The organism is Isoptericola sp. NPDC057191 (assembly GCF_042670225.1).
In the GTDB taxonomy this organism is placed as follows: Bacteria; Actinomycetota; Actinomycetes; order Actinomycetales; family Cellulomonadaceae; genus Isoptericola.
In genome coordinates this window covers 1-4,223 of sequence record NZ_JBHUWC010000252.1, presented here as the reverse complement: position 1 = coordinate 4,223, position 4,223 = coordinate 1, and the positions used below count along the sequence as shown (strand labels likewise).

The following is a 4,223-nucleotide window of genomic DNA, read 5'->3' as shown; positions in this document are numbered from 1 at the left end:
CCCGCACAGGATGCGGGCCGCCCCTTCCGACTACCTCGGCGGCTTTCGTGCTACCTCGGCACGTGTCCACCTACCTCGGCAGGTCTCGTGCTACCTCGGCACGGGTCCGACTACCTCGGCGTGACGCTGAGGCCCGCGGCGGCCGGGTCCAGGTCGACGACGACGGCCCCGCCGTCGGTGACCGCGCCGGAGAGCAGCTCCCGGGCAAGGCGGTCGCCGATCTCGCGCTGCACCAGTCGCCGCAGCGGGCGGGCGCCGTACGCCGGGTCGAAGCCCTCCAGCGCCAGCCACTCCCGCGCCGCGGGCGTGACGTCCACCGTGATGCGCCGGTCGGCCAGCCGCTGCGCGAACGCCGCGACCTGCAGGTCGACGATCTCGCCCAGCTCCTCGACGCTCAGCGCGTCGAACACCACGACGTCGTCGAGCCGGTTGAGGAACTCCGGCTTGAACGACGCGCGCACGGCCGCCATGACGGCCTCCCGGCGGGCGTCGTCGTCGAGGGCCGGGTCCACGAGGAACTGCGAGCCCAGGTTCGACGTCAGCACCAGGATGACGTTGCGGAAGTCGACCGTGCGGCCCTGGCCGTCGGTGAGCCGCCCGTCGTCGAGCACCTGCAGCAGGATGTCGAAGACCTCGGGGTGCGCCTTCTCCACCTCGTCCAGCAGGACGACGGAGTAGGGCCGCCTCCGCACGGCCTCCGTGAGCTGCCCGCCCTCCTCGTAGCCGACGTACCCGGGGGGCGCGCCGACCAGCCGCGAGACCGAGTGCTTCTCGGAGTACTCCGACATGTCGATGCGCACCATGGCGCGCTCGTCGTCGAAGAGGAAGTCCGCGAGCGACTTGGCGAGCTCCGTCTTGCCGACGCCCGTCGGGCCGAGGAAGAGGAACGACCCGGTCGGCCGGTCGGGGTCGGCCACGCCGGCCCGCGAGCGCCGCACGGCGTCCGACACCGCCCGGACCGCGTCGGTCTGGCCGATGAGCCGCTCGCCGATGACGTCCTCCATGTGCAGGAGCTTCTCGGACTCCCCCTGCAGCAGGCGTCCGGCGGGGATGCCCGTCCAGGCGGAGACCACCTCGGCGATCTCGTCCGAGCCCACCTTGTCGGCGATCATCGGCGCCTGGGCGTCCGCGACGTCCTCGGCCTCCTGCGACGCCTCGGCGCGCTCTGCCTCGTCGAGCTCGCGCTCCACCTGCGGGATCTCGCCGTACAGCAGCCGGGCGGCGGACTCGAGGTCGCCCTCGCGCTGCAGCCGATCGGACTCGGTGCGCAGCTCGTCGATGCGGGCGCGCAGGTCGCCGACGCGGTTGTGCCCTGCCTTCTCCGACTCCCACCGCGCGGTGAGCGCGGCGAGCTGCTCGCGCGTGTCGGCGAGGTCGGCGCGCAGCCGCTCCAGGCGGTCCTTCGACGCGGCGTCGTCGGACTCCTTGAGCACGACCTCCTCCATCTCGAGGCGCGTGACGGCGCGCTGCAGCTCGTCGATCTCGACGGGCGAGGAGTCCATCTCCATCCGCAGGCGCGACGCGGCCTCGTCGACGAGGTCGATCGCCTTGTCGGGCAGCTGGCGGCCGGTGATGTACCGGTCGGAGAGCGCGGCGGCGGCGACGAGCGCGGAGTCGGCGATCGTCACCTTGTGGTGCGCCTCGTACCGTTCCTTGAGGCCGCGCAGGATGGCGACGGTATCCTCCACGGACGGCTCACCGACGAACACCTGCTGGAACCGGCGCTCGAGCGCGGGGTCCTTCTCGATGTGCTCGCGGTACTCGTCGAGGGTGGTGGCGCCCACCAGCCGCAGCTCGCCGCGGGCGAGCATCGGCTTGAGCATGTTGCCCGCGTCCATGGCGCCCTCGCCGCCGGCCCCGGCGCCGACGACGGTGTGCAGCTCGTCGATGAAGGTGACGACCTCGCCGTCGGACGCGGTGATCTCCTCCAGGACCGCCTTGAGCCGCTCCTCGAACTCGCCGCGGTACTTGGCGCCCGCGACCATCCCGGCCAGGTCGAGCGCGACGAGGCGCTTGCCCTGCAGGGAGGTCGGCACGTCGCCCGCGACGATGCGCTGGGCGAGGCCTTCGACGACGGCCGTCTTGCCGACGCCGGGCTCACCGATGAGGACGGGGTTGTTCTTGGTGCGGCGGCTGAGCACCTGCACGACGCGGCGGATCTCGGCGTCCCGCCCGATGACCGGGTCGAGCCGGCCGTCCCGGGCGCGCTGCGTGAGGTCGGTGCCGTACTGCTCCAGCGCCTTGTAGGTGCCCTCGGGGTTCGGGCTGGTCACGCGCGACGAGCCGCGGACGGCGGGCAGCGCGGCGCGCAGGGCGTCGGCGGTGGCGCCCGCCCCGGTCAGGGCCTGCGCGGCGGCGGACTGCCCGGCGGCCAGGGCGATGAGCAGGTGCTCGGTCGAGACGTACTCGTCGCCGAGCGCCTCCGCCTCCTTGCCGGCGTTCTCCAGGACGGCGCTCATCGCGCGCGACGGCGAGGGCTGGGCGACGGCGTTGCCGCTGGCCTGCGGGAGCGCCACGAGGGCCGCGCGGGCGCGCTGACCGATCTGCTGGGCGTCGGCGCCGACGGCCTCGAGCAGACCGACGGCCACGCCACCCGACTGCTGGAGCAGCGCCTGCAGCAGGTGCACCGGCTCGAGCTGGGGGTTGCCGGCGGCGGCCGCCGACTGGACGGCGTCGCCGAGCGCCTGCTGCGACATGGTCGTGAGCTTGATGTCCATGGAACCTCCGGGGATGACACGGGAAAGACGTCTGTGGAGGGAACGTCGTCAAAGTTGAGTCTATTCCGCTCAACTTTGGACGCAAGCCCCTGTGGACGCCCGGTGGCTCACCGCGCGGCGCTGCGGGATGCTGGGCCGGTGACCACTCCAGCCCGCGGCCCGCTGCGCCGCCTCCGCACCGCGATCGCGGCGACGCTCGCCGCCGTCGGACTCCTCGCCCTGTCCGGGTGCATGAAGGTCGACCTGGACATGACGCTGTCGGAGGACGACACCGTCTCCGGCACGATGATCATGGCCGTCTCCAACAGCCTGGCCGAGACCATGGGGATGAAGCCCGGCGACCTGTGGAAGCAGGCCGGCGGCGAGGTGGGCCAGTCCGCACCGCAGGGCGCCACGCAGGAGCCGTACTCCGACGACGAGTACACGGGCACCAAGTACACGTTCACCGACACGCCGATCGGCGACATGTCCGGGTCGGGCGACGAAGACCTGACCATCACGCGCGACGGCGACAACTACGTGGTCGACGGCACGCTCGACCTCTCCCAGGGCGCCGACCAGCTCAAGTCGCTCCCGCAGAAGGTGCAGGACGCCTTCGACGTGCAGATCTCCATCACCTTCCCCGGTGCCGTGAGCGACGCCAGCGGCCAGATCGAGGGCAACACGGTCACCTGGACGCCGCAGCTCGGCGAGACCACCGAGATCCACGCGGTGGGTGCCGCCGACAGCGGGAGCGGGTTCCCGTGGTGGATCGTCGGGCTCGTCATCGGCCTGGTCGTCATCGCGCTCGTCGTGTGGCTCGTCGTGCGGAACAACCGCCGGCCCGCGCCCGTGACGGGCTCCGCCTCCGGGGACGCCGTGCTCGCCGCGGAGGCTGCCCCCGGGACCGTGCCCGCGGCGGGACCGACGCCGCACGAGCAGGTCTTCGGCGGCGCGCCGACCGCGCCGACCACGCCGACCACGCCGACGACCGGCCCCATCGCCGAGCCCTTCGAGCCCGAGCCCGCACCGCCGGCCGGGCCTGCGGCGGACACCTCGACCGGCCCCGTCGCCGAGCCGCTGGAGCCCGGGCGCCCCGGCGAGGAGGAGGCGTACCGCCAGGAGCCCGGCCCCGTCGAGCCCCGGCCGGACCAGGACCGCCCCGACGGCCCGGGGGCCGCGCCGGGTGCCCGACGCCCGACCGACCCGCCGCAGGGTGCCTGACGCGCAGGCCGCGCCGGCCCCCGCTGGGCCCTGGCGCGAGGACGTCCTCGGCCCGGAGTTCCAGGCGCGGACCCTCCCGCTGCCCGGCGGTGCGGAGGCCGTGCTGGTGCGGCACGTGCCGTCCACCCCGGAGCCTGCCGGCCCGACACCAGCCGCCCTGGCAGCGCCCGCGCTTCCTTCTCCGGGGGCGGGCACGGGTCGGCCGGCGCGCATCGCCGTGCTGTACGTGCACGGGTTCGTGGACTACTTCCTCCACCCGCACGTCGCGCGGGCGTTCGCCGCGCGCGGGCACGCCTTCTACGC

General features: G+C 73.8%; 2 protein-coding genes and 1 pseudogene. 2 read left to right on the top strand and 1 reads right to left on the bottom strand.

Annotated elements, in window-relative coordinates; translation table 11 throughout:
• Positions 1–110 precede the first annotated feature (110 nt).
• Positions 111–2,717, bottom strand: coding sequence for an ATP-dependent chaperone ClpB (gene clpB, locus ACFT55_RS19255; protein WP_380245458.1), 2,607 nt, complete (start codon positions 2,715–2,717; stop codon positions 111–113).
• Positions 2,718–2,855: 138 nt separating this feature from the next.
• Here clpB and ACFT55_RS19250 point away from each other — a divergent pair, with 138 nt between their 5' ends.
• Together ACFT55_RS19250 and ACFT55_RS19245 are read left to right on the top strand one after the other, a co-directional pair.
• Positions 2,856–3,920 carry an LppM family (lipo)protein gene (locus tag ACFT55_RS19250; protein ID WP_380245457.1) on the top strand — a complete coding sequence of 355 codons (1,065 nt, stop codon included), beginning with the start codon at positions 2,856–2,858 and terminating at the stop codon, positions 3,918–3,920.
• Positions 3,913–4,223 (top strand): annotated as a pseudogene (locus ACFT55_RS19245) (alpha/beta hydrolase); the annotation flags it as partial. The gene ACFT55_RS19250 and the pseudogene ACFT55_RS19245, both read left to right, overlap by 8 nt.